This window comes from Allobosea sp. GW821-FHT10B12, assembly GCF_059415545.1.
Genome location: NZ_JBWKNL010000012.1, coordinates 104,424 through 127,424, shown reverse-complemented (window position 1 = coordinate 127,424; position 23,001 = coordinate 104,424). Strand labels below are relative to the sequence as shown.

At 64.9% G+C, this 23,001-nt stretch carries 22 protein-coding genes and 1 pseudogene; 19 read left to right on the top strand and 4 right to left on the bottom strand.

Annotated elements, in window-relative coordinates; all coding sequences use genetic code 11:
* Nucleotides 1-31 precede the first annotated feature (31 nt).
* Together AC07O0_RS27625 and AC07O0_RS27620 are read right to left on the bottom strand one after the other, a co-directional pair.
* On the bottom strand, nt 32-454 hold the full coding sequence (locus tag AC07O0_RS27625) for a hypothetical protein (protein ID WP_494627617.1): 423 nt from the start codon (nt 452-454) through the stop codon (nt 32-34).
* A gap of 211 nt (nt 455-665) precedes the next feature.
* The gene (locus tag AC07O0_RS27620) at nt 666-1,361 is read right to left on the bottom strand and encodes a FadR/GntR family transcriptional regulator (protein ID WP_494627616.1); all 696 of its coding nucleotides are present in this window, start codon (nt 1,359-1,361) and stop codon (nt 666-668) included.
* 228 nt (nt 1,362-1,589) lie between these two features.
* Between AC07O0_RS27620 and AC07O0_RS27615 the strand changes: the two genes are divergently transcribed.
* The 12 genes from AC07O0_RS27615 (at nt 1,590) to AC07O0_RS27560 (ending at nt 14,558) form a co-directional block, all read left to right on the top strand.
* Nucleotides 1,590-2,576: an ABC transporter substrate-binding protein gene (locus tag AC07O0_RS27615; protein WP_494627615.1), complete on the top strand. Its 987-nt coding sequence runs from the start codon at nt 1,590-1,592 to the stop codon at nt 2,574-2,576.
* Between the two features lie 93 nt (nt 2,577-2,669).
* Nucleotides 2,670-3,488 carry an ABC transporter permease gene (locus tag AC07O0_RS27610; RefSeq protein WP_494627614.1) on the top strand — a complete coding sequence of 273 codons (819 nt, stop codon included), beginning with the start codon at nt 2,670-2,672 and terminating at the stop codon, nt 3,486-3,488.
* Nucleotides 3,485-4,312: an ABC transporter ATP-binding protein gene (locus AC07O0_RS27605; RefSeq protein WP_494627613.1), complete on the top strand. Its 828-nt coding sequence runs from the start codon at nt 3,485-3,487 to the stop codon at nt 4,310-4,312. The genes AC07O0_RS27610 and AC07O0_RS27605 overlap by 4 nt, the downstream gene beginning before the upstream one ends.
* Nucleotides 4,313-4,321: 9 nt before the next feature.
* The gene (locus AC07O0_RS27600; RefSeq protein WP_494627612.1) at nt 4,322-5,074 is read left to right on the top strand and encodes an ABC transporter permease; all 753 of its coding nucleotides are present in this window, start codon (nt 4,322-4,324) and stop codon (nt 5,072-5,074) included.
* A gap of 32 nt (nt 5,075-5,106) precedes the next feature.
* Nucleotides 5,107-5,811, top strand: coding sequence for a fumarylacetoacetate hydrolase family protein (locus tag AC07O0_RS27595; RefSeq protein WP_494627611.1), 705 nt, complete (start codon nt 5,107-5,109; stop codon nt 5,809-5,811).
* 864 nt (nt 5,812-6,675) lie between these two features.
* Entirely contained in the window at nt 6,676-7,659 is a 984-nt protein-coding gene (locus tag AC07O0_RS27590) for a LysR family transcriptional regulator (RefSeq protein ID WP_494627610.1), read from the top strand.
* A gap of 282 nt (nt 7,660-7,941) precedes the next feature.
* The gene (locus AC07O0_RS27585) at nt 7,942-9,177 is read left to right on the top strand and encodes a methylaspartate ammonia-lyase (RefSeq protein ID WP_494627609.1); all 1,236 of its coding nucleotides are present in this window, start codon (nt 7,942-7,944) and stop codon (nt 9,175-9,177) included.
* 40 nt (nt 9,178-9,217) lie between these two features.
* Nucleotides 9,218-10,840, top strand: a complete 1,623-nt coding sequence (locus AC07O0_RS27580) for an ABC transporter substrate-binding protein (RefSeq protein ID WP_494627608.1) — start codon at nt 9,218-9,220, stop codon at nt 10,838-10,840.
* Between the two features lie 3 nt (nt 10,841-10,843).
* On the top strand, nt 10,844-12,064 hold the full coding sequence (locus tag AC07O0_RS27575; RefSeq protein WP_494627607.1) for an ABC transporter permease: 1,221 nt from the start codon (nt 10,844-10,846) through the stop codon (nt 12,062-12,064).
* Entirely contained in the window at nt 12,051-12,884 is an 834-nt protein-coding gene (locus AC07O0_RS27570) for an ABC transporter permease (protein WP_494627606.1), read from the top strand. The genes AC07O0_RS27575 and AC07O0_RS27570 overlap by 14 nt, the downstream gene beginning before the upstream one ends.
* Nucleotides 12,885-12,888: 4 nt before the next feature.
* Nucleotides 12,889-13,782 (top strand): ABC transporter ATP-binding protein, encoded by an 894-nt coding sequence (locus tag AC07O0_RS27565; RefSeq protein ID WP_494627605.1) that lies wholly within the window; start codon nt 12,889-12,891, stop codon nt 13,780-13,782.
* A complete protein-coding gene (locus AC07O0_RS27560; protein WP_494627604.1) occupies nt 13,779-14,558 on the top strand; it encodes an ABC transporter ATP-binding protein in 780 nt (259 codons plus the stop codon). The genes AC07O0_RS27565 and AC07O0_RS27560 overlap by 4 nt, the downstream gene beginning before the upstream one ends.
* A gap of 197 nt (nt 14,559-14,755) precedes the next feature.
* On the opposite strand, the pseudogene AC07O0_RS27555 reads toward AC07O0_RS27560, so the two are convergent.
* Together AC07O0_RS27555 and AC07O0_RS27550 are read right to left on the bottom strand one after the other, a co-directional pair.
* Nucleotides 14,756-14,866: pseudogene (locus AC07O0_RS27555) on the bottom strand (integrase); the annotation flags it as partial.
* Between the two features lie 670 nt (nt 14,867-15,536).
* The gene (locus AC07O0_RS27550; RefSeq protein WP_494627603.1) at nt 15,537-16,313 is read right to left on the bottom strand and encodes an SDR family NAD(P)-dependent oxidoreductase; all 777 of its coding nucleotides are present in this window, start codon (nt 16,311-16,313) and stop codon (nt 15,537-15,539) included.
* 130 nt (nt 16,314-16,443) lie between these two features.
* Between AC07O0_RS27550 and AC07O0_RS27545 the strand changes: the two genes are divergently transcribed.
* The 7 genes from AC07O0_RS27545 (at nt 16,444) to AC07O0_RS27515 (ending at nt 22,993) form a co-directional block, all read left to right on the top strand.
* Nucleotides 16,444-17,703 (top strand): ABC transporter substrate-binding protein, encoded by a 1,260-nt coding sequence (locus tag AC07O0_RS27545; RefSeq protein WP_494627602.1) that lies wholly within the window; start codon nt 16,444-16,446, stop codon nt 17,701-17,703.
* A gap of 115 nt (nt 17,704-17,818) precedes the next feature.
* Nucleotides 17,819-18,709, top strand: coding sequence for a carbohydrate ABC transporter permease (locus tag AC07O0_RS27540; RefSeq protein WP_494627628.1), 891 nt, complete (start codon nt 17,819-17,821; stop codon nt 18,707-18,709).
* Nucleotides 18,702-19,562: a carbohydrate ABC transporter permease gene (locus AC07O0_RS27535; protein WP_494627601.1), complete on the top strand. Its 861-nt coding sequence runs from the start codon at nt 18,702-18,704 to the stop codon at nt 19,560-19,562. Before AC07O0_RS27540 ends, AC07O0_RS27535 begins: the two co-directional genes overlap by 8 nt.
* 34 nt (nt 19,563-19,596) lie before the next feature.
* Complete coding sequence (locus AC07O0_RS27530) at nt 19,597-20,694, top strand: Gfo/Idh/MocA family protein (RefSeq protein ID WP_494627599.1); 1,098 nt, start codon at nt 19,597-19,599, stop codon at nt 20,692-20,694.
* Between the two features lie 12 nt (nt 20,695-20,706).
* Nucleotides 20,707-21,351, top strand: coding sequence for a ThuA domain-containing protein (locus AC07O0_RS27525; protein ID WP_494627597.1), 645 nt, complete (start codon nt 20,707-20,709; stop codon nt 21,349-21,351).
* A gap of 127 nt (nt 21,352-21,478) precedes the next feature.
* Nucleotides 21,479-22,519, top strand: coding sequence for a LacI family DNA-binding transcriptional regulator (locus tag AC07O0_RS27520; RefSeq protein ID WP_494627595.1), 1,041 nt, complete (start codon nt 21,479-21,481; stop codon nt 22,517-22,519).
* Nucleotides 22,520-22,525: 6 nt separating this feature from the next.
* A complete protein-coding gene (locus AC07O0_RS27515; RefSeq protein WP_494627593.1) occupies nt 22,526-22,993 on the top strand; it encodes an MATE family efflux transporter in 468 nt (155 codons plus the stop codon).
* Nucleotides 22,994-23,001: the final 8 nt, after the last annotated feature.

Below are 23,001 nucleotides of genomic sequence, written 5' to 3'. Positions count from 1 at the left end.
CGGGGTGGAGCAGCCCGGTAGCTCGTCAGGCTCATAACCTGAAGGTCGTCAGTTCAAATCTGGCCCCCGCAACCAAAATAACCGCATAGCAAAAACCCCGCTTCGCCAAGAAGCGGGGTTTTTTGCGTTGTCGGCGTACAGCGCCAGAATCCGCGCCAGATCGCCGTGCAGCTCCAGCGAGGTGCTTTTGCATCAAGGTGTCGTTCCCAACACGCAACTGGGCTGGTCGACCGGCGCCGCCCACCACTGAGATGCAGATCAGCTCTGCTGGTTGCTGGAAACGGATGCATCGGCGCGCCTCGGTGACATGCCGCTCTATGTCGCGGGAGACAGCCGAGCGATCGTAGGAGCACAGGCTTTCGTCGTGCAGGGGCGGTTGACCGCCGTCGCCATAGCCGAGCGCCTGGGCCATGCCGTCGATGCCGATCAGCGCGGCTCTTCTGCGTTGGTTCAAGCGCGATACCCACATCCGCCCCGTCCTGAACGCGCTGTACCGGCCAAAAGGCGAGAATCGCATCCCGCAAGCCGCCACCGTGGCGTGCCGATGCGAAGAGGTCACCGGCGGTCAGACCCGCCACTATGTCGAGCTCGGTTGCCTTGGTCCCAACCAAACCAAGGCGTTCGGTCGTTGCGGCATGGGGCCATGCCAGGGGCGTTCTGCGGTCTTATGGCGAGCGCCCGATCAGCCTATCCTCGACGTTCTGTAGATGCCGGCGCGTCGCGTCGGCTGCCGCTGCAGGTTCCCGGTGAGCGATGGCGTCGACGATCCGAGCGTGGTCGTCGAAACTATGATGGTCGGCGGGCGGGCTGCCGTCGCTTGGCCGCGGCCGCCCCCAGGTGACGGCGCGGCGCACGGCGTTGAGCGTGTCGAACAGCGCGAGCAGGATCGGATTATGCGCGGCCTCTACGATCTGGTGGTGGAAGCGCGCGTCATACGCCTCGTACTCACGCCAGGTCGTCGAGGTACGGCAAGCCTCGTTCAGCTCGGCAAGTGCGGCGATTTCGGCCGCCGTGGCATTGATTGTCGCGAGGCGGGCGAGTTCCGGCTCGAGTGCTATGCGCGCCTTCATCACCTGGACGGGGTTGCTGCGCTGCGCCAGATCCGAGATGTCCACCAGCTGCGGCGGCCGGGCTCCGACGAAGGTGCCCTTGCCGACATGGCGCCAGAGCTGGCCGTCGCGCTCGAGCACCGCCAGGCCTTTGCGCAGTTCGGCGCGCTTGACGCCGAGGAGTTCGGCGAGTTCCCGTTCCGGTGGCAGGCGCCCGTCATCCGGTAGCCTCGCGGCAGCAAGAAAACCATAGAGCTGCGTCAGGACGCCCGAGACGGCGGGATCGGGTGGAGAATCGACTGTCTGGTCCATCATGAGGTGACCGGTGGCGAGTGATACCGCCTTGATTCCATGGATGGACGGCGATTGCAACCATTTTGATATTGGTTGAAACAATCAGGCCAATGGGTCAGATATCCGGCCAACTGCAAGATAATATCTACCTTGACACGATCAATTTGTCGCATGACATTGACCAAAATAAAATTGGTTGCGACCAGATCGCACAAAAAGCCACACAGAACTCTGGGAGGAGTCGCCATGAAGCTCTTGGGAAGAAGGCTGTCCGCCGTGTTCGCCGTCGCCGCCGCCCTGACGATCGGGAGCGTGGCCGCGCAAGCGCAGAGCAAGGTTCGGGTGGCGCTCGGAGACGTGCTGTCGACCGAAACGCTGGCGATGATCGTCGCGCTCGAGCGTGCCAAGGAGAAGGGCGTCGACTACCAGGTGACGCATTTCTCGAAGGAGGATCTCGCCATCCAGGCCGTGATCAACGGCCAGGCGGACCTGGGCATCGGCACGCCCTATGCCGTCGTCCAGAAGAGCAAGGCGCCGCTGCGCGTGCTCTTCCAGGGCACGCGGCTCGTCTTCTTTCCGGTCGCCGACAAGTCCTACAAATCGTGGAAGGACATGAACGGCCAGCCGATCACGTTCCATGCCCGCGCGACGGGGACGGAAGCCATCGGCAACATCATCGCCAAGCGCGAAGGCATCCAGTTCGGCGAGCGCAGCTATGTGCCCGGCTCCGAAAACCGGATCATCGGCATGATGAAGGGGCAGATCAAGGCCACGGTGGTCGATCTCGCCAACAAGAACCTGCTGCTCGAGAAGGCGGGCGACCGCTTCCACGTCCTTCCCGGCGTCAGCGAGCCCGCCTCCGACGAAACCCTGTTCGGGCAGATCGACTGGATCAAGAAGAACGAGAAGCAGGTCGACGTCATCGTCACCGAATTCCTGCGGCTCTGGCAGGAGATGGCGGCCAATCCGGGAATCGTCGAGCAGGAGCGCACCAAGCGCAAGCTGATGGCCGACCAGCCAAAGGAGGTGCTGGAGGGCATCACCAAGTTCTACACGATGGCGACCAAGGAGGGCGTCTATGTGCCGGCCGGCGGCAGCGCCGACATCGCGAAGGCCGATTTCGAGTTCTACACCGAGGCCGGACAGATGCAGGGGCCGGCGGCCGAGCTGAAGGTCGAGGACTTCTGGTATCTCGCGCCGCTCGAACGGGCACGCAAGGCCTTGGGCAGCTAGGCGGAATTCGCGCCTGTCCAGCCGACCGGCATGCCGGGCGATGACGGCCCGACATGCTCCTTCTTGCGGCTCTCACAAGCGGAGTAACCTCCCTTGCAGATTTCCGACCTTGCCACCGCCCTCCCGACGCGTCGTGAACCTCCGGCCAGCTATTGGCGCGATGCGCTGATCCACCCGCTCGTCCTGCGCCTGGTTTCCTTCGCGGCCGTGCTTGCGCTTTGGGAATATGCCGGGCGGATTCCCTTGAGCCCGGCCTTTCCGACCTTCCTCGAAACCATGGGCGGGCTCGGTGCGATCATCGGCGACGGGACGCTCTACAAGGCCTTCCTGATCACGCTCCATCCTCTCCTGATCGGCCTGGCCGTTTCGGTCCTGCTCGGCGTGGCGCTCGGCGTGCTGATGGGTCTGCACGAGCCTTCGGAATGGCTGGTCGCGCCGATCTTCGTGATCGCCCAGGCGGCGCCGCTGGCCGCGCTCATCCCGGTCCTTACCTTCGCCTACGGCATCGGGCTCACCGCGAAGATCATGACCGTCTGCATCATGGCGATGCCGGTCATCGTGCTGAATACGCTAGGCGCGGTGCGCAATACGCCAAAATCGCTTCTGGAAATGGGCCGGTCCTTCCTCGCCAGCCGCAGCCAGAATATCCGCCTCGTCATCCTGCCCGCGGCGAGCCCGATGATCTTCGCCGGTCTCCGGCTCGGCTGCGCAGCCGCCTTCATCGGCGTGATCCTTGCCGAGTTGCTGATCACGCCGACCGGCATCGGCGACGTGATCTCCTACAACCAGTCGGTCGCCGACTATCCGAAGATGTACGCGGCCATTCTCGCCATCATCGTGTTCTCGGTCCTGTTCATCGAGCTGCTGGAGCGGATCGAGCTCACCCTGTTCCGACCGGAGAGCCGCGCATGACGCCGAACATCGCTCCTGCAGAACCACGGCCGATGTCCGGCCCCGCGCCGATCCCGCCCCTCGCCACGCGGCCGATCGTCGAGGTCAAGAGCGTCTCGAAGACCTATGCCGGCGGCATCGAGGCGCTCAGCGGCATATCGCTGGATTTTCCGGAGGGGCGGCTGACGACACTGCTCGGCCCGTCTGGCTGCGGCAAGACCACGCTCCTGAAGATCATCGCCGGCCTGATCCCGGCCAGCGGCGGCCAAGTTTTCGTCGACGGCCGCGAGGTGAACGGGCCGGGCCCTGAACGCGCCTTCGTCTTCCAGGATTTCGCGCTGATGCCCTGGGCGAGCGTCATCCGCAACGTCGCCTTCGGGCTCGAACTGCGCGGTGTCGCCCATAGCGAGCGCGAGGCGATCGCTGAACGTCACATCGCGCGCGTCGGCCTCAAGGGCTTCGAACAGAAATACCCGCACGAGCTCTCGGGTGGCATGCGCCAGCGCGTCGGCCTTGCCCGCGCGCTCGCGGTCGACGCCAAGGTCGTGCTGATGGACGAGCCGTTCTCGGCGGTCGACGAGCAGACGCGCCGCAAATTCCAGGAAGAGCTGCTCGAACTCGTCGCCAACGAGGGCAAGTCGTTCATCTTCGTGACGCACAGCATCGAGGAGGCGGTCTACGTCTCGGACCGGATCGCGCTGCTCTCGCGCCGTCCGAGCCGCGTCTCGGCGATCATAGAGCCGAAGATCGTGCGCGGCGGCGACCCGGAGAAGATCAGGCGCGACAGCGCCTATCTCGATGTCGTCGAGGAGATCTGGCAGCAGCTCAAGCACTATCTGGACTAGGGGGCGGCCATGGTCATTTCCGGCATCCGCCTTCCCATGATGACGTCGCTCATCGTCTGGGCCGTGATCTGGGAGATCGCCGGCCATACCGACGCCGGCTTCATCCTGCCGCCACTGTCACGCATCATCTGGCGCGTCTTCGAGATCGTCCCGACCGCTTCGTTCCTCGACGCGCTGCTGATCACTGGCCGCGCCTTCCTGCTCGGCAATGCCATCGCGATCAGCGTCGGTGTGCCGCTCGGGATCCTGATGGGCCGCTCGGTCATCGCCGACCGGCTGCTGCTGCCCTGGGTGAATCTCTTCCTCTCGGCGCCGCTCAGCGCACTGGTTCCGGTGATCATGGTGCTGTTCGGGCTCGGCGAGACGACGATCGTCCTCGTCGTCGTGCTGTTCTCGATGTGGATCGTCGTCCTCAACACCCGCGCCGGCGTCCGCGCCATTTCGCCCTCGCTGGTCGAGATGGCGCGCAGCTTCGGCGCCAATGGCTGGCAGGCTTTCAGCCGGATCTATCTCTGGGCGGCGCTGCCCGAGATCCTGGCGGGCATCCGGCTCGGCATGATCCGCGCCGTCAAGGGCGTGGTCATCGGGCAATTGCTCGTCTCGGTGGTCGGTTTCGGCACGCTCTTCGAGATCTACCAGTCGCATTTCCTGATGGAGCATTTCTGGGCGCTGCTGCTCGTGCTCTTCAGCTTCGCCTTCACCCTCAACGAGTTGCTGGCCGGGCTCGAACGTCGGTTCGCCTATTACGCCGCCTCGCGCTGACCAATCCTCTTGCCAACGAAGGATCCTGCAAGATGAACATCGCCACGCCTCAGAACCATGTCGTCCAGGCCCCGGCGCCGGTTTCGCTCCCGGTACGCGGGACGCAGAGCCGCTTCCCGGTTCACCGCATCTATTGCGTCGGCCGCAATTACGCCGCCCACACGATCGAGATGGGTGGAGACCCGAACCGCGAGGCGCCCTTCTTCTTCCAGAAGAACCCCGACAACGTCGTCCTCGATGGGGCCGATTTCCCTTATCCGCCTCGCAGCAGCAATGTTCACCACGAGATCGAGATGATTGTCGCCCTCGCCAAGGGCGGCAAGGACATTCCGGTCGAGGACGCCCTCGATCATGTCTACGGCTATGCCGTCGGCCTCGACATGACGCGGCGCGACCTGCAGGATGAGTGCAAGAAGGCGAGCCGGCCCTGGGAGATCGGCAAGGCGTTCGAGCATTCCGCCCCGATGGGCGAGATCGTTCCGGCAAGCACGCTCGGCCATCCTGAGAATGGGGCGATCTGGCTCAAGGTCAACGGCGAGATCCGCCAGCAGGGCGATCTCAACCACATGATCTGGAAGGTGCCGGAGATGATCTCCTATCTCTCCGGCCTGTTCGAACTAGCGCCGGGCGACCTGATCATGTCGGGCACTCCCTCCGGCGTCGGCGCGATCGTGCGCGGCGACGTGATGGAAGGTCATATCGAGGGCATCGGCACCTTGCGCACCAAGGTGGTCTGAGCGGCGGCGAATGCGGTCCGTGAAGGCGGGCCGCATTCGCTGACACTGCCGTGGAAGAGCCCGAGACAAGCTGTCGACGGATGATTTGCCGCGACTGCTCCGTTGGCACCTTCCTCAAGGATAGAAGCCCGAACGGTCCGGCGAGGGCGCCGCGAATCGGCCGTTGGAGCCCTGCTCAAACATCAGCCCAAGGCGCGGGCAGCAACGATTCCGACTCGCGGCTGACTCCAACGACTGCTGGTGATTGGATGCGGGGTTTCGTGACATTCGCCAGTAGGGCCGGGCTGTGGATTTTCGCTGCGACACGGTCGCGCTGGTCAACAGTGCGCCATCAGCAGAAGTTGGCGTTTTGCCCGATAGCAGACATTCACGCTAGGTCGCGAAGCGTCAGCCTGACGAACTCAACATGATGTTTATCGGTCGCGGCCAGCGGCCATTTCGTCGCTTCTCCACTTGCAATACCGAAATCGCGCGCGAGATCGATCGCCGCCGGTCCGCGGGCGACGAGACCCTACTGTCTATCGACCGCAGCCTGGATTGACTGCCGAGCCGTGGCCTCCGGCCGAAGAGATATTAGAGTTACTGATAGTATGCGCCTTTTGCTTTCACTCGCGGAACCAGCGCGTTAATCCCGGACCATACAAGGGCGAATGCCCGGATAGCCGCGCTCGCAGCCGGGGGAAACGATGACGGCGCCGATCTTGAAAATGGGGGAATTGCCGCTTTTCAGCAGGTTTCGGCGCGGCGCTCGGCCGCGCTTTCCTGCAATCCTCAGCGGCGCGGCACCACAGCCTGCGGCTGCCCTGCGCCCAATTCTCCCCCTGGCGAAGCAGATCGCGCGCTGGGCGAGGGAGGATTGAGGTCATGCCTGTCGATCGCATCCTCGACATGAATGCGGTGCAGGTCTTCCTGACGGTCGCCGAAGAGGGCAGCATGTCGGCTGCGGCTCGCCGGTTGGGCGTTACCCAGTCAGCTATCTCGCAAAGCGTACGGCAGATGGAACAGCTGTTGGGTGTCCGGCTGATCGACCGCGCGCGCAGACCAATGCAACTCACGCCGTTCGGCGTCGCACTCCGCCACAGGGGCACGCGCGTCCTGATGGAAGTGGCGAACCTCAAAGGCCAGGTGCTGGAAGCGGGTTCGGGCGTGAAGCCGACGCTGCGTCTCGGGCTGGTGGATTCGTTTGCTGGCATATGCGGCGCCGCCCTGACCAAGGATCTCTTCGAGCGAACGGCGCAACTCTCCGTCCGCAGTGGCCTGTCTCCCCAGCTCGGCGCTGCCTTGCACAAGCGCGAGCTGGACATGATCGTGGCGAGCGAACCGCTCGAGGCTTATGCCGGGCTCGAGCGTTTCCGCCTGTTCACCGAGCAATATCTGATCATCGTGCCGCCAGGAGAGCGGCATGGAACCATCACGCTCGACGGCCTGAAACAGCTCGGCAAGCGGCTGCCCCTTGTCCGTTACAACGGGAGATCGCAGGTCGGCATCCATATCGGCACCTTCTTGCGCCGGCATGGCATCACGGCCTCGAACCATCTCGAACTCGACAATGCCGCCACCGTGGCGGGCATGGTCGCCGCCGGCATCGGCTGGGCCATGACGACGCCGATGTGCCTGATGCAGAACGAGAAGGCGGCTACGCGTGTCACGACGCTTCGCTTGGAACGGTCGGCCCCCGAGCGCGCCCTGTTCGTCATCGCGCGCCAGGGAGAATACGACCAATTCTTCAAACATGTCTGCCGAATCGCGAGCAATATCGTTCAAACGGAATATCTTGCCGGCCTCAGGCAAATAATCCCGCAATTGGACATGCTGGTGACGCCAGCAGAGCAAGACGACTTTGGTTGAGAGGACGATCGAGATAGCAGTGTTGGAGTAGGATCATCGTGAACGAAAACGAATGTCTGCAGATGGACGGAAGTCTTCGGTCAGGCCGGCAGGACTAGGCCGCCGCATCCTAGGCAGACGCTACCGCAGAACACCGAGCCTGTAACGTAAGGGTAAATCCCGGCGCCGTGTCCCATTGCCGCCACCGGCGGCAGTGATCGCGATCCTGCGCCGATTTTCGACACCGAGCTGCGTTGCGCCCGCATGACGGCGGCAATGGAGTTCATTTCGTGAGGATGTCAGATGAAGATCAGTGATGTGGTGTATTCCACAGGCCGCTCAGGTTACTTCAACAAGGACCTGCTGGCTTTGAAGGCCCACGGCCGTAACAACGGTAGTTTTGTTGACGGAGAGCCTCTGACGCTCGGCTACAAGGCCATCGTGCAGCCGGGCGCGATCCTGTCGGTGATGTTCGTTCTGGAAGACGGTTCGCTAGCCATCGGCGAATGCGCCGACGTGATCTTCTCAGGCCTGGCCGGGCGCGACCCGCTCTTCGTTCCGGCAGAGCATCTGCCGGTGCTGCAATCGACTGTCCGCGCCTGGCTGGTGGGGCGCGATGTGACGGCTTTCCGGTCCAATGCCGACGAGATCGACAGCCTGGAGGTCGAAGGCCGCCGACTGCACACCGCGCTGCGCTACGGTCTCACCCAGGCTCTCCTGGCGGCTACGGCCCTCGCGGCGCGAAAGACGCCGGCCGAGGTGATCGCCGCAGAATACGGCTCGACGCTCGGCACGAAACCGGTCGATTTGCTGGCCTCCTGCCATCGCGGCGACGCGCTCCAGCTCGATCGCGTCATCATGAAACAGGCTGCCGTGCTGCCGCACGCCTCGTTCACCCTGGCCGAGGATCTCGGACCCAATGCCATCGTGCTGACGGATTATGTCCGATCGATCGCCACGCGCATCCGGGAGGTCGGGGCGCCGGGCTACAAGCCACGCATCCATCTGGATCTCTACGGCACGCTGGGCGACCTGTTCGGCGACGATCTCGAGACCCTGGCGAACTATATGGCGGGCCTCGTCAAGGAAGCCGCACCGTTCGAATTGTTGCTCGAATCGCCGGTCGTTGCTCCGACGCAGGCGCGGCAGATCGAGGTGTTCAAGACGCTCAAGCGCCTGCTGGCCGAACGCGATGCGCCGGTGCGATTGATCGCCGACGAGTGGTGCAACACGCTCGAAGACATTCGCCTGTTCAGCGAGGCCGGCGCCAGCGACTACGTCCAGATCAAGACCCCCGATCTCGGCGGCATCAACAACAGCATCGAGGCGGTGCTGTTCTGCAAGGCCAACGGCATGCGCTGCTGTCTCGGCGGCACGGCCAACGAAACCGACCTGTCGGCACGCCTGACCGCGCAGATCGCGCTGGCGACCGGACCGGACTTCATGCTGACCAAACCGGGCATCGGCGCCGACGAGGGCATCATGATCCTGACCAACGAGATGCTGCGCACCCTTGCCATCGTCGAGCACCGCGGCTGACGGTCCGCCGCGCGGCCCTAGGAATTGCATGGAGACAAGGATGAAACTCTTCCGTTCACTGTCGGAGTTTTCACGGCGTCTGCTGCCCATCGGCCTCCTGATGGTCGGGTGCGCGCTGATGGCGGGGCTCCTCTCCAGCGATGCCAGGGGGGAGAGCCCAAAGCGCGGCGGCACGGCGGTGATGGTGCTCGGCTCCGAGCCGCAGGCGCTGAGCCCCGACACGACGAACTCGGTGCCGGACGTGGCCGTCGGCTGCCTGATCTATGACGGTCTGGTGCGCTTCAAGCCGGGCTTCGAGATCGTGCCCGGCCTGGCCAAGTCCTGGGATATCTCCAGCGATGGCCTGACCTACAAGTTCGAGCTGGAGCCTGCCAAATGGCATGACGGCCAGCCCGTCACGTCCGCGGATGTGAAGTTCACGCTGGAAGAGATCAGCAGCAAATACGGGCCTCGCTTCAACGCGGCCGGGAAGTTCATCGAGCGGATCGAGACGCCCACGCCCCAGAGCGTCACGATCAAGCTCAAGAGGCCCTTTGCGCCCTTCCTGTTCTCGCTGGCCTGCGAACAGAATGCGGCGGTGATGCCGGCGCATGTCCTGCGCGGCTCCGACATCCGCAACCATCAGGCCGTGTTGACGAAGCCGGTCGGGAACGGTCCGTTCAAGGTTACCGAGTGGGTCCGCGGCAGCCACATCACCCTGGTCCGCAATCCGGATTACTGGCGCAAGGACGAACCCTATCTCGATCGCGTCGTCGTCCAGATCATGCCCGACGCGTCTTCACGGCTTCTGTCGCTGCGCGCCGACGAGATCGACTACATCGTTCCCGACTACATGCCGCTCAGCGCCGTCAGGATGCTGAGGGAAGACCCCCAGTTCCAGGTGCATGAGGTCAGCTATCCCGGCAGCGACCTGATCATTCTCAACACGAAGAACCCGGCCCTGTCGAAGCCCGAGGCGCGCCAGGCTCTGCTCTTGGCGGTCGATCGCAAGTTCATCCACGACAAGGTCTTCTTCGGCCTCGGCAGCGTCCCGCAGAGTGCGTTCGACACGCGCCTCTGGGCCTACAACGAGGCCGTCGATTACGAGCGGATGTATCCCTACGATCCCGCCCGTGCCCGTGCGCTGCTCGATGCCGCCGGTCTGAAGCCGGGGGCGGATGGCACGCGGCTGACCGTGCGCGTGCTGTTCGAGTCGGGCCGCCCCGAATGGCTGCCGGCCGCCCAGGCGCTCCAGCGCTTCTGGGAGGCCGTGGGCGTGAAGGTGGTGCTGGAAGCGGCCGAGCGGGCCGTCGTGCTCAAGCGCGTCTACAGCGACTACGATTTCGACGCGACGCTGCAGACCTACACCACGCTGGGCGACCCCGCCTTGGGCATCGCGCGTACCTACACGACGGAGTCGATCGCCAAGGGCACGCTGTTCAACAACGCGTCGCGCTATTCCAATCCCGAAGTCGATCGCCTGTTCAACGAAGGGCGCGATGCTCCGCTGCAGGCCGACCGCAAGCGCGCCTATGACCGTGTCCAGGAGATCCTGGCCCGCGACCTGCCCGTGCTCAGCCTGCACCAGCAACCGCAATTCGCCGTGGCCGGCCCGCGGCTGCGCGGCCTGTGGCAAGCGGCCAACCAGCAATGGTGGGGCAGTGTATGGGCCAGCAAGAAATGACCTATGCCCCTTCGTCGAGACATCGGCGGATCATCTCTCGAAGCCTGCCCTGATCGATCATCGACGGGTCTTTTCGAGGCTTCCCGCCAGGTGGCATCGAAAAGGTTCGTGAGTGCCGCCGAGCCAGAAGGCCCGGCTCCCGGTTCCACCGCCGCCAGAACGGTCCATGCGACCTGGCAATTCCAGCGCTGCCGAAGACTTCGCAAGCCGCGTCGCATGGTCACCCCCGGAGGAAAGACAACAACAATGGGTCGCTATCTCTTGTCCCGTCTGGCGTGGGGAGCCCTGATCGTGCTCGCCATCCTGGTGCTGAACTTCCTCATCGTGCACATGGTGCCGGGGGATCCACTGGACGCGCTGCTCGGCGATTTTCCGGTGCCGCCGGCCTATGCCGCACAGATCCGCGCCGACTTTGGCCTCGATAAGCCCCTCTCCACTCAGCTTGGTCTCTACCTGGCCAATCTGCTGCAGGGGCATCTGGGCTTCTCCTTCGCCAACAGAATGCCGGTGCTGGATCTGATCCTGAGCCGGCTCGGCCCGACCATGCTGCTGATGTTCCCCGCCTTGCTGTGCGCGACGGCTCTGGGTGTATTCCTGGGCGTGACCGCCGCGCCGCGCGCCGGTTCCGCCCAGGACAGCGCGATCACGGCGATCTCGTTGTTCGGCTATTCGGTGCCGGTCTTCTGGCTCGGCCAGATGCTGATCTTCGTGTTCGCGATCCGCCTGGGCTGGCTGCCGGCCCAGGGCATGGTGAGCATGCGCGATCAGTACACGGGGCTGCCGGCCGCCTTCGACGTGATCAGACACCTCGTGCTGCCGGCCTTCTGCGTCACGATCTTCTACATCGCGATTATTGCGCGGGTCGCGCGGGCGAGCGTCGCCGAGGCGCTGCACCACGACTATGTGCTGACGGCAAAAGCCAAGGGCTTGTCGCGACGCAGGATCTTGTGGACGCACGTGCTGCCCAACGCGATCATCCCGGTAATCACGGTCGTCGGCTACAATTTCGGCCTCTCGGTGACGGGCGCGATCCTGGTCGAGACCGTGTTCGCCTGGCCGGGCATCGGCAGCCTCTTCATCGCCTCGATCACCAACCGCGACTACCCGGTCCTGCAGGGCATTTTCCTGATGACCGCCGTCTTCGTCGTCGCGGTCAACATCATCACCGACCTTCTCTATGCCTTCGTCGATCCGCGCGTGAGGAGCAGCCATGAAGCGCGTTAAAAAGACCGTCCAAAGCGTCTTCAGCCATTCCAGCGGCATCGTTGCGGGCGTGTTCATCGCGCTTCTGGTGATCCTGGCGCTGACCGTCGACATGGTTCCCGGCCTCAATCCCCATCTGCTGAGCGACGATGCCTTCGCGCCGCCATCGGCCCAGTTCCTGTTCGGATCGGACGAACTCGGCCGCAGCGTCGCGGCGAATCTGGCGCACGGCACCCGCGTCTCGCTGACCGTCGGCTTCTTCGCCGCGATCATGGCGACCGGGCTGGGCATTCTCATCGGCTCGGCCGCGGGCTTCTACGGCGGCTGGATCGATGTCGTGGTGATGCGGGTCTCCGAGTTCTTCCAGGTCATCCCCAGCTTCATCCTGGCGGCCGTGATCGTGGCGATGACCGGCACCGGCCTCGCGCAGATCATCGCTGTCGTCGGAATGCTCGCCTGGCCGCAGGTGGCGCGGGTGATGCGCGGCGAGGTCCTGCGCGTCAAGCAGCTCGAATTCGTCGATGCCGTGCGCTGCCTCGGCATCAGCGAGCGCCATGTGCTGTTCGGAGAGGTGATCCCCAATGCGGTGGCGCCCGTGGTGGCGGTCGGCACGCTCATCGTCGGCCAGGCCATCCTGGTCGAGGCTTCCCTGAGCTTCCTGGGGCTCTCCAGCGCCGAGCTGGTGAGCTGGGGCCGCATGCTCAACAGCGGCCAGCGCTTTCTGTTCAATGCGTGGTGGCTGTCGTTTTTCCCCGGCGCCGCGATTTTCCTGACGGTGCTGGCGTTCAACCTGCTCGGGGATGCCTTGGGCGCCGTCCTCAACCCGCGCAATGCGAGGTAGTCCGATGAAGCACCCACAACTGGCTCATCCGGGCGGCGTCGGTATGGTAGCGCCGCCTCTTCTGGAAACCAACGCGCTGCGGGTCGACTACAGGTCGGGCCATGGCTCCGTCACCGCAGTGCAGGACGTCTCGATCCTGGTGCGCGACGGCGAGTCCGTCGCCCTGGTCGGCGAATCCGGTTCGGGCAAGTCGACCGTCGCGCGAGCCATGCTGGGCCTCCTGCCCGGGCGTATCGCGCATATCCAGTCGGGCCGCATCACCCTCAACGGAACGGACGTGACGCGCTACAGCGACGCCCAATGGGAGGGCGTGCGCGGTCATCCCGTCGCCATGGTGTTCCAGGATCCGCTCAGCTATCTCAACCCTGTCATGCGCGTCGGCAAGCAGATCGCCGAAAGCGTCAAGCGCCATGACAAGAGCGCGCACGACGTGCCTGCGCGGGTGACGGAGCTGCTCGAACTGGTGCGACTGCCTGCTTCGGCAGCGCGCTGCTACCCGCACGAGCTGTCGGGCGGCATGCGCCAGCGCGTCCTGCTCGCCATCGCCTTGGGCTGCCGGCCGCGCCTGCTCATCGCGGATGAGCCGACCACCGCCCTCGACGTGACGACCCAGGCCGAGATCCTGGCACTGCTGCGCGACCTGCGGCAACGCCTCGGAATGGCCATGCTGCTGATCAGCCACGATCTGGGCGTGGTCTGGAACGAGTGCGAGCGCGTCTACGTGATGTTCCGCAGCCGCATCGTCGAGGAGGGCGCGACACGCGAGGTGTTTGCCAGGCCGTCCCATCCCTACACCGCGGGCCTGGTGAAGGCATCGCAAGCAGCGCGCAACAGCGAGGGACGGTTCGAAACCATCACGGGCGAGTACTCGACCAACAGCGAAGGACGTTTGTCATGACGATCGGGCAGCCCCTGCTGGAGATGGATCAGGTCGGAAAGAGCTTCCGCGTGGCCGGCGGCGGTCTGTTCCACGCCGTGAAATCGGTCAGTCTCACGGTCCATGCCGGCGAGATCGTCGCGCTCGTCGGCGAGAGCGGCTCCGGCAAATCGACGCTCGGCCGTATCGCTCTGGGCCTGATGGCGCCCGACAGCGGCAGCGTGAGCTTCGATGGACAGGGCCTGACCGGCATGTCCCGCAGCACGTTCCGTGACGTGCGCACGGGAATGCAGCCGATCTTCCAGGATTCGACCGCCGCGCTGAACCCGCGCAAGACCGTCCGTGAGCTTCTGATGCAGGCGCTGTGGAAGCGCCCGGGAGAAGGCGAGGCCCGCTGCCTGCGCTTGCTGGAGGATGTCGGGCTGCGGCCTGCCGACAGGTTCATCGAGCGCTATCCGCACGAGCTCAGCGGCGGCCAACGCCAGCGTGTGTCGATCGCGCGCTCGCTGGCCATGGAGCCCAGGCTCATCATCGCCGATGAACCACTGTCCGGCGCGGATGTCTCCATCCGCGGCCAGATCCTCAACCTCATGCTGGACATCCAGAAGGCGAGCGGTGTGGCCTATCTCATGATCACCCACGACATCTCGATCGCGCGGGCCTTCGCAGATCGCGTCGCGGTGATGATGAAAGGGCAATTGGTCGAGATCGGCCAGGCGAAAGAGGTTCTGGGCAGTCCGAAGCACGACTATACGCAGCGTCTGGTGGCCGCGGTCCCGGAGCTTGGCGGACATTAGGATGGGTTCGAGTTGAGCGACCTGAATACGCGTATGCGAAGGACCGAACGATTTTTTTGAGCGATGCGTGGTGAACGATCTCGAAGGGGGTGAGAACGATTTTCGTTCCAAGCAGCCGGAGTAATTCGGCGAATTCACTCGTCGCCCTTTCGCTGGAGAATGCGCCGGCGCGGCGATTGCCCGTCGCGCTGGTGTGGCTACCGGTCCGTTTGCTCGGACAAGATCAAGGCATCATCAACCTCGATGCCGAGGTAACGCACCGTGCTTTCCAGCTTGGAGTGACCCAGCAGCAGCTGACAGGCGCGGATCACGGCGTTCGTGCTGCAGCCGTGCCCTCATCGCTCAGATGTGACGCGGCTTCAGGGGCGGCTTCGGACCGATGATGCGCCCGGTACTCCAACCGGACGCTGATGGGTCTGGTGAGCTTCGACAAGCATCGTGCATCCTCCATCGGGATGCCGCATCCGATACCCTTATAATGCCTCCACCTCTCGTGCGATGCGCCACAACCGGACACTGGCCCATCGCCAGCAAGCGGACATTGAACGGGCACTCATGGGATGGTGGCCCAATCGCAAAGCAGGCCGCATGCGGGTGCTTGCTGGGGCCGCCAAACAGGAGTGTCTGGACCGATGAACTCGGCCGGATCACGGATCGCACGACTACAAGGCAGGGTGCACGCGCGTCCTGGCCAATCAGGCCGACTACCTAAATCTCCGTGGAGATCGAGAGAATCCGGGCTTCGATCCGCGCTGTGCCGTCGAGGTTGGTCGAGCGATAAACGGATATGACCTGGGACTCTGCGAGATGTCCTTGTCTGACGCCGAACTCCACCTGGATAGGCGAGCTGGCGCAGCGTGAGGCGATCGTTGAGATCGAGATGCTGGCGATGCGACGTGGGTTATCGGATCTGAGGGAACCACATCGACCATCGGCCCGCCGATATCATGGGCCCCTGGAGATCATCCATCCCAAGGCTCAGACCCAGCCGCCGTCGACGACATAGTGTTGGTTGGTGCAGGCGCCCGCCTCCTCCGAAGCGAAAAACAAGGTCGCGCGCGCGATATCTTCGGGCACCAGCCGCCGCTTCAGGCATTGGCGGCGCATAAGCTCGGCCTCGCTCTCCGGCGTGAGCCATAGGTCGATCTGGCGCTGGGTCATGATCCAGCCCGGCGCGATCGCGTTGACGCGGATGTTGTGCTCGCCGAAATCGCGGGCCAGCGAGCGCGTCAGCCCGAGTACCGCCGACTTCGCCGCCGTATAGGCCACCATGCCGCCCTGGCCGATCATCCACGAGGTCGAGCCGAAATTGACGATCGCGCCGCCCTTCTTGGCGATCATGTCGGGCAGCACGGCTTGTGCTGCGAAGAACTGGTGCTTCAGATTCACCGCCATGCGCTCGTCCCAGTATTCGGGCGTGACCTGCAGAGCATCATGGCGCTCATCATGCGCGGCGTTGTTGATGAGGATGTCGACCGGGCCGAGCGCGGCGCGGATTGCGGCGATTGCCCGGCGCAGCGCGACGATGTCGGTCAGGTCGGCGTGTTCGAAATGGACGCTCGGCCCGCCAGCTGAGAGTTCCGCCGCGATAGCGCGGGACTCCGCCTCCTTCAAATCGATGAAGCCGACCTTCGCGCCTTGCCGGACGAAGGCGCGCACGATGGCCTCGCCGATACCCGAACCGCCGCCCGTGACCAGCACCACCTTGCCCGCAAGATCGGGATAAATCGCACCCGCCAAGACCGCCTCCCTCATCGTGCCGCGCATCCGTCGCGGTGTTCACGGATTCGAATAGCATCAGAATTTGAGTTGCGCACCTCAAATTCTGAGGCTAGCGTTCTCGTCAATCAACGGCCCGTCAGCGGCCGAAACCCGGGAGGAAGTCATGGCTCGTTTCAAAGGCCTGCTCGTTGGCGTTGCCGCCTTCGCCCTCAGCAGCGGCGCGGCCCTGGCCCAGACCACGGTCAAATGGCTGCACATCGAGGCCAATCCCGTCGTGGTGAAGATATGGGAGGAGGTCGCGCGCGAGTTCGAGGCGAAGACCCCCGGCGTGAAGGTCGAGATGCAGTATCTCGAAAACGAGGCCTACAAGGCCAAGGCGCCGACGCTGCTGCAGTCCAGGGACAGGCCGCACATCATCTACAGCTGGGCGGGCGGCGTGCTGAAGTCACAGGTCGAGGCCGGCGTCCTCGAAGACATCGCCCCCGCCATGCAGGGTTACAAGGACAATCTCTCCGCGAGCGCGGTCGACGCCTTCACGATCGACGGCAAGATCTACGGCGTGCCCTATGGCGTCTCGCAGGTCGGCTTCATGGCCAACAAGGACCTGCTGGCCAAGGCTGGCGTCGATGCCGGCAAGATCACGGGCTATGACGGCTTCCTCGACGCAGTGAAGAAGCTCAAGGCCGCCGGCGTCACGCCGCTCGCGGTCGGCGGCGCCGACAAATGGCCGGTGCATTTCTACTGGACGCATCTGGCCGTGCGCCTCGGCGGCAAGGGCGCGATGCAGGCGGCGCTGAAGGGGCAGGATGGCGGCTTCGAAGGCGAAACCTTCCAGAAGTCCGGCGAGCTGTTCAAGCAGCTCGTCGATCTCCAGCCCTACCAGAACGGTTTCCTCGGCTTCAAGAGCCAGCAGGCCATCGGCCATTTCGGCGACGGCAAGGCGGCGATGCTGCTCGCGATCTCCAGCTTCTATCACACCCAGAAAGTCTTCGCGGTCGACAAGACCGGGATCCCCGACGACAAGCTGGCCTGGGTCAATTTCCCGGCCGTCGCCGGCGGAAAAGGCCTGCCAAACGACACGCTGGGCGGGATCAATGGCTGGCTCGTCACCAAGGGCGCACCGAAGGAAGCGGTCGCCTTCCTGAAGCACTTCGTCAGCGCCGAGCCGCAGAAGCGCCTCGCCGCCGGCAACTTCATCGTGCCGGTCTACAAGGGCGCCGAGGCCGGGCTCGGCAGCGCCTTCATGCGCAACATCGCCCAGAACATCGCCAACTCGACCTACCACCAGAACTTCTACGACCAGGATCTCGGCCCCTCCGTCGGCCGCGTCGTCAACGACGCGACCACCGAGATCGCCGCCGGCACGATGACGCCGAAGCAGGCGGCCAAGGCGATCCAGGACGCCTTCCGCCAGGGCAACTGACGACAAGCGAGGACGCGGGGGCGTGGCACGCCCTCTCGCCGATCGCAGCGCCGGGCGGCGGATCGTCTTCCGCCGGCCGACCTCCCCTGCCCGTCCTCCATCGCGCGAGGTGATCATGGCCGCTCTCGCCGGACGCAGAGTCGCCGATACCGGCAAGCTCTCGACCATCCTGCTCTTCCTGCCGCCGGCGTTGCTGCTGTTCACGCTGTTCGTGGTGCTGCCGGTCGGCGAGGCCGCCTGGTATTCGGGCTTCAACTGGAACGGCTTCGGCAGGCCGACCAACTGGATCGGCCTCGACAATTACCGCTTCGTCTTCGACAACCGCGCCTTCGGCACCGCCTTCAAGAACAACGTGCTGATCATCGTCGTCTCGCTGGTGATCCAGCTGCCGCTGGCGCTCTCGCTCGCGATCATCCTGGCCGACCGCTTCCGCGGCTCGGTGGCGCTACGGATGGTGTTCTTCCTGCCCTATATCCTGGCGGAGATCGCCACCGGCCTGATCTTCAGCTTCGTCTATGACGGCGACTACGGCCTGCTGGCCGCGATCTACAAGAGCTTCGGGGCGCAGGCGCCGCATCTGCTGGCGAGCCCGCAGACGGCCTTCGCCGCCATCCTCGTCGTCGTGGTGTGGAAGTATTTCGGCTTCCACATGATGCTCTTCATCGCGGCACTGCAGACCATCGACCGCTCCATGCTGGAGGCGGCCAGGATCGACGGCGCCAGCCGCTGGCAGAGCCTGCGCTACGTCGTCATCCCCTCCCTGGCGCCGACCATCCGCCTCTCGGTCTTCTTCGCCATCGTCGGCTCGCTGCAGCTCTTCGACCTGGTGATGCCGCTGACGCGCGGCGGCCCTTCGGACTCCTCCCACACCATGGTGAGCTTCCTCTACACCTTCGGGATCACCCGCATGCGCGTCGGCTTCGGCAGCGCCGTCGGCGTCATCCTGTTCCTGATCTGCGTGGTGTTCGCCTTCACCTATAAGCGCTGGATCATGCGTGATGAGTGAGCCTGCCGCCTCCACCCCCTTCAGCGACGACGGCTTCAGCCCGGCCGCGGTCGGCAAGGCGCTCTATCTCCTCGCCGTGGTCCTGTTCGTGATGACGCCGCTGGTCGCGACGGTCCTCGGCGGCTTCAAGTCGCTCGGCGAATTGCGAACCAACCCGTTCGGACTGCCCGGCGTCTGGGAGTGGAGCAACTACGCCGACATCCTGCTCTCGCGGCGCTATTGGCAGCTGCTGGGCAACTCCTTCGTCATCGCCACGCTGACGGTCGTGCTGACGCTGATCTGCGCCTCGATGGCCGCTTTCGTCTTCGCCCATCTGCACTTCTTCGGCCGCGACATGCTGCTGAACTACCTGACGATGGGCCTACTCTTCCCGGCCGCCACCGCGATCCTGCCGATGTTCATCAAGGTGCGCGATCTCGGCCTGCTCGACAGCCATATGGGCGTCGTCCTACCCCAGGTCGCCTTCGCGCTGGCGATGAGCATCCTGCTGCTGCGACGCTTCTTCAAGGACCTGCCGACGGAGCTGCTCGAAGCCGCGCTGGTCGACGGTTGCTCCTATCCCAAGTTCTTCCGCTACGTGACTCTGCCGCTGTCGCGGCCGATCCTGGCAACGGTCGGCACCATCACCTTCGTGCATAGCTGGAATTCGTATCTGATCCCGCTGGTGATGCTGAACAGCGACAGCCTCTACCCCTGGCCGCTCGGCATCATGGTCTACCAGGGCGAATATTCGACCGAGTGGCACCTGATCCTCGCCTTCATCACCCTGACCATCCTGCCCACCGTCCTCCTCTTCCTCGTCGCCCAGAAACACATCGTCGCCGGGCTCACCGCCGGCGCGGTGAAAGGCTGAGCGGCTGCTTCATCCGGCTATCAAGGAGCCTCCCATGCGAAAGATCGGCGTCGGCATCATCGGATGCGGCAACATCTCGACGAAATACATGACGGCGATGCAGCAGTTCTCGACCATCGAGCTGCGCGCCGTCGCCGACATGCGCTCCGCTCCGGCCGAGGCGCGCGGCGCCGAGTTCGGCGTGCCTGCGATGCGGGTCGACCAGCTGCTCAAGCGCGACGATGTCGAGATCGTCGTCAACCTGACCGTGCCGCTGGCCCACACCGATGTCAGCCTCGCGGTCCTGCGGGCCGGCAAGCACGTCCATTCCGAGAAGCCACTCGGCGTCAACGTCGCCGAGGCCCGCAAGGTGATGGACCTTGCCCAGGAGAAGGGCCTGCGCGTCGGCTCGGCCCCCGACACCTTCCTCGGCGGCGGCCACCAGAGCGCCCGCAAGCTGATCGATGACGGCGCGATCGGCAGGCCTGTCGCCGGCAATGCCTTCTTCGGCTGCCCCGGCCATGAGCGCTGGCACCCGGCGCCCGGCTTCTACTATCTGCGCGGCGGCGGGCCGATGCTCGACATGGGTCCCTATTACATCACCGACCTCGTCAATCTGCTCGGGCCGATCGCCTCCGTAGTCGGCTGCGCGACGCAGCCAAAAGCCGAGCGCCTCGTCACCAGTCAGCCGATGAACGGCGCGCTGATCCCGGTCGAGGTCGCGACCCATGTCACCGGCGTGCTCGAATTCGTCTCGGGCGCGGTCGTCTCGATCACCATGAGCTTCGACGTTCCCAAGCACCGCCACAGCCCGATCGAGATCTATGGCTCGGAAGGCAGTCTCTCCGTGCCCGATCCCAACCGCTTCGGCGGCGAGGTCCTGCTCGCCAAGGCCGGCGGCGACTGGCAGGAACAGGCCCTCAGCCACGGCAATAGCGAGGGCGAGTTCCGCTCGATCGGCGTCGCCGACATGGCGGCGGGCCTCATCTCTGGCCGGCCGCACCGGGCCAGCGGCGCGCTGGCGCTGCATGTGCTCGAAGCGATGGAAGCCTTCCAGACCGCCTCCGACGAGGGGCGGCGCGTCACGCTTGCAACCACGGTAGAGCGGCCGGCGATGCTGCCGCCCGGCCTGCCCACCGGCACTCTGGATTGAACGGAGATCGACATGACAAGGACTGCGCTGATCGTCTGGGGCGGCTGGAGCGGCCACGACCCCGACCTCTGCAGCTCGATGATCCGGGGCTGGCTGAAGGCGGAGGGCTTCGACGTGCGGGTGGAGACCGCGACCTCCGTCTTCCTCGATCCCGAGATCCGCAACTACTCGCTGATCGTCCCGATCTACACCATGTCGAAGATCGAGAAGCCGGAGGCGGCCGCCCTTTGTGAAGCTGTCGCCGGCGGCGTCGGCCTGGCCGGCCATCATGGCGGCATGGGCGACGCGTTCCGCGACGCGGTCGACTACCAGTTCATGTGCGGCGGCCAATGGGTGGCGCATCCCGGCGGGATCATCGACTACAAGGTCGACATCACCCGCCCCGACGACCCGCTGATGCAGGGCGTCGCCAGCTTCGAGCACCGCTCGGAGCAGTATTACATGCATGTCGACCCGGCCAACGAGGTACTGGCGACCACGACCTTCAGCGGCGAGCACGCCCCCTGGATCGACGGCGTGGTGATGCCCGTGGTCTGGCGCAAGCGCTACGGGGCGGGGCGGGTGTTCTATTCCTCGCTCGGCCACCGCGCCTATGAGCTCGACGTCCCTGAAATCCGCACCATCATGACGCGCGGCCTGCTCTGGGCCGCGCGCTGACATCTGGGCGCGGAGTCCACCTGAACGGCTGGACTTAAGGCCCCCGCCAATGCCAAGGCCTGCGCTGCGAGACAGGATGAAAGCCGATCCCGCGGCGCAGATTCGAGGAGAAGTCGTGGAGGACGAGGTGGATCGGATCCGGACCCCGATCAGGAGAGCGACGCTGGAGGATGTGGCGCGCGAGGCCGGGGTCTCGCTCGCCACGGCCGACCGGGTCGTGAACCAGCGCGACGGGGTGCGCGCCAAGACCGTCGAGAGCGTGCGGCGCGCCATCGCCAAGCTCGACTACCGGGCCAATCCGGCCGCCGCCCGGCTGGCCCGCGGCCAGTCCTTCCGCTTCGCCTTCATCCTGCCCTCCAGCACCAACGCCTTCATGGCCGGGCTGATGCAGCAGGTGCGTCGCATCAGCGACTGGCTGGAGCCGCAGAACGCCTTCATCGACGTGCTGCAGCTCGACGTCTTCGATCCCGAGGCGCTGGCGAGCGGCCTGTCGGGCCTCGCCGAGCATTTCCACGGCGTCGCCACCGTGGCGCTGGACCATCCCAAGGTCCGGGCCGCCATCGACGATCTCGTCGCGCGCGGCGTTCCCGTGGTCACTTTGGTCTCGGATGCTCCGACCTCCCGCCGCGCCCATTATGTCGGCATCGACAATCCGGCGGCGGGCCGCACCAGCGCCTCGCTGATGGGTCGTTTTCTCGGTGGCCGCAGCGGCCCGGTCGGCGTCATCCTCGGCTCGATGTCGCTGCGCGACCATGTCGAGCGGCTCTTCGGCTTCCAGCAGGTACTGTCCGGCGAATATCCCGGCCTGACCCTGCTCCCGGTGCTGGAAGAGCGCGACCAGAGCGAGCGCAACGAGGCGGCGGTGGCCCGGCTTCTCGCAGCGCATCCCGATCTGATCGGGCTCTACAATGTCGGCGCCGGCAATGAGGGCATCGTCGCTGCGTTGGAGGCTGCCGGCAGGCCGCTCGTCTTCATCGCGCATGAATTGACCGAGGCGACACGGCGCGGCCTTCTCTCCGGCGCCGTCGCCGCCGTAATCAACCAGGACGCGGGCCATGAAGCTCGCTCGGCAGCGCGGGTTCTGATGGCAGAGGTCACGGGCGAGTCGATCCTGCCCGACCAGGAACGCATCCGCATCGAGATCTTCCTGCGCGACAATATGAACTGAGCCGAAATGACGGCGAGCCGGGCCGGTGAAGAAATCGGTGGCGGCATCTCGTCGGCCATCGCGCAAGCCCTTGGCGCGGGCCGACGGGAGGAGGCGGACGCGGTGGTACTGCATGCCATTGTCTTGAACATTGTGATCGCGCTCGCCTTCTCGGCACTGTTTCTGGCGTTCGGCCGACCGATCTATGCGCTGCTCGGCGAGGTGGGCGGCGAGCTCGATGCGGGGCTGGCCTACGAGCGGCTCGCGACCTCCGATCAACCGCACGCTGGCCGACGGCAAACAACCCATGCTCGCCGCGCAAGGCAAGCGGGCAAACTGCCGAAAACCGCACGTTTCCAGAGTCGGGAATGGGCCAGCCGCGGACCCCTCCGCTTGCGCTCTCGGTGGATTCAGGTCCCCGCAACCAAATTACCTTCCAGCTCAAGCAAAAGCCCCGGAGCGCCAAACGCGACCGGGGCTTTTTTCTGCAGGTAGCTGTACGA

Coding starts and splice junctions, on each gene's coding strand:
- AC07O0_RS27620 (WP_494627616.1), bottom strand. CDS start 1,361: ATGGACCAGACAGTCGATTCTCCACCCGATCCCGCCGTCTCGGGCGTC.
- AC07O0_RS27615 (WP_494627615.1), top strand. CDS start 1,590: ATGAAGCTCTTGGGAAGAAGGCTGTCCGCCGTGTTCGCCGTCGCCGCC.
- AC07O0_RS27605 (WP_494627613.1), top strand. CDS start 3,485: ATGACGCCGAACATCGCTCCTGCAGAACCACGGCCGATGTCCGGCCCC.
- AC07O0_RS27600 (WP_494627612.1), top strand. CDS start 4,322: ATGGTCATTTCCGGCATCCGCCTTCCCATGATGACGTCGCTCATCGTC.
- AC07O0_RS27595 (WP_494627611.1), top strand. CDS start 5,107: ATGAACATCGCCACGCCTCAGAACCATGTCGTCCAGGCCCCGGCGCCG.
- AC07O0_RS27590 (WP_494627610.1), top strand. CDS start 6,676: ATGCCTGTCGATCGCATCCTCGACATGAATGCGGTGCAGGTCTTCCTG.
- AC07O0_RS27585 (WP_494627609.1), top strand. CDS start 7,942: ATGAAGATCAGTGATGTGGTGTATTCCACAGGCCGCTCAGGTTACTTC.
- AC07O0_RS27580 (WP_494627608.1), top strand. CDS start 9,218: ATGAAACTCTTCCGTTCACTGTCGGAGTTTTCACGGCGTCTGCTGCCC.
- AC07O0_RS27575 (WP_494627607.1), top strand. CDS start 10,844: ATGCCCCTTCGTCGAGACATCGGCGGATCATCTCTCGAAGCCTGCCCT.
- AC07O0_RS27570 (WP_494627606.1), top strand. CDS start 12,051: ATGAAGCGCGTTAAAAAGACCGTCCAAAGCGTCTTCAGCCATTCCAGC.
- AC07O0_RS27565 (WP_494627605.1), top strand. CDS start 12,889: ATGAAGCACCCACAACTGGCTCATCCGGGCGGCGTCGGTATGGTAGCG.
- AC07O0_RS27560 (WP_494627604.1), top strand. CDS start 13,779: ATGACGATCGGGCAGCCCCTGCTGGAGATGGATCAGGTCGGAAAGAGC.
- AC07O0_RS27550 (WP_494627603.1), bottom strand. CDS start 16,313: ATGAGGGAGGCGGTCTTGGCGGGTGCGATTTATCCCGATCTTGCGGGC.
- AC07O0_RS27545 (WP_494627602.1), top strand. CDS start 16,444: ATGGCTCGTTTCAAAGGCCTGCTCGTTGGCGTTGCCGCCTTCGCCCTC.
- AC07O0_RS27540 (WP_494627628.1), top strand. CDS start 17,819: ATGGCCGCTCTCGCCGGACGCAGAGTCGCCGATACCGGCAAGCTCTCG.
- AC07O0_RS27535 (WP_494627601.1), top strand. CDS start 18,702: ATGAGTGAGCCTGCCGCCTCCACCCCCTTCAGCGACGACGGCTTCAGC.
- AC07O0_RS27530 (WP_494627599.1), top strand. CDS start 19,597: ATGCGAAAGATCGGCGTCGGCATCATCGGATGCGGCAACATCTCGACG.
- AC07O0_RS27525 (WP_494627597.1), top strand. CDS start 20,707: ATGACAAGGACTGCGCTGATCGTCTGGGGCGGCTGGAGCGGCCACGAC.
- AC07O0_RS27515 (WP_494627593.1), top strand. CDS start 22,526: ATGACGGCGAGCCGGGCCGGTGAAGAAATCGGTGGCGGCATCTCGTCG.